The organism is Ruminiclostridium papyrosolvens C7 (assembly GCF_000421965.1).
GTDB lineage: Bacteria > Bacillota > Clostridia > Acetivibrionales > DSM-1351 > Ruminiclostridium > Ruminiclostridium papyrosolvens_A.
The window spans coordinates 1-920 of sequence record NZ_ATAY01000086.1 but is presented as its reverse complement, the minus strand read 5'-3'; the positions used below and the strand labels follow the sequence as shown (position 1 = coordinate 920).

Sequence of the window (920 nt, the reverse complement as noted above, 5' to 3'; positions counted from 1 at the left end):
CTTGTTCAGCGACGTGCAAGAGCTTCTGGATGGTGGTGTTTTCGCAATTTTGAGATTATGCTGAATCGAGAGCTTCCGTAGCCCGGTCTCCCCTAGTTTCAGGCAGCAGCGGGGTGTGGATAATGCTCCATGAAGAAGAGCGAGGCTTTCCCCCAGAAGTCACTGAATACTTTGATTTTTCGAGCTCTACCGGCTGAATAATCTGCATATCCTTGGTACTCGCGCCAGATGAGGTCCATAAGTGCTCGAATCTCTGTACGCAAGGAAGCACGCTTCCGTGTCTCAGAGCGCCGTGCTCGAGTCAAGACATGGAGCTGACGCTGTACGCCATTCAAAAGCTGGTTTTCAGTGGCTTTGTTGCTTTTGATGGCATGGGCGATGGCCACAAGATCAAGATCATCTGTTTTGCACCAATTCAGTGCGCCGGCGCGTTCCTCGAAGGTGGTATACGGATTCAAGATCTGAACGTGGTACCCTCGTTTCGCCATCTCGCGGACGATGTCTTCATAGTAATGGCCTGTTGCCTCAATACCCAGGAACAAGCGAACAGCCTCTGTGGCTGTAACCGCTTGATTAATCTTCTTGCAAAGCAGCTCCATACCAGAATTATTCGCTGAGAAAAAGAAGGGTTTTTCAATGATGTCGCCGAAATAATTGCATATTAAGGCTTTTTGGTGGAGCTTGGCCGCATCGATTGCAACGATGAGGACTTGCTCCAGGTTAACGCCCCTTAGCTGTTGACTGAACTTAGTTCCCTTACGGCCTTGAATGTGCGAGGATTTCCCCATGCGACTTTAACCTCCTGTGGTTGGTAGGTAAGAATTGAAGCTTCCCTGTCAGGTGCTTCTTTCTTCGATAGTCGCTGGGGATTCCTCTTTATATTTGATTATATTACACGCCAGAAAGTATAAACTTCGGGG

General features: G+C 48.7%; 1 protein-coding gene. It reads right to left on the bottom strand.

Translation table 11 applies throughout. The features are described from left to right. Positions 1-98: 98 nt before the first annotated feature. The gene (locus L323_RS36740; protein WP_020816680.1) at positions 99-788 is read right to left on the bottom strand and encodes an IS110 family transposase; all 690 of its coding nucleotides are present in this window, start codon (positions 786-788) and stop codon (positions 99-101) included. Between the last annotated feature and the right edge of the window lie 132 nt (positions 789-920).

What these genes read in the sequence shown, in the direction of transcription:
- L323_RS36740 (WP_020816680.1), bottom strand. Translation starts at nt 788, where the DNA reads ATGGGGAAATCCTCGCACATTCAAGGCCGTAAGGGAACTAAGTTCAGT.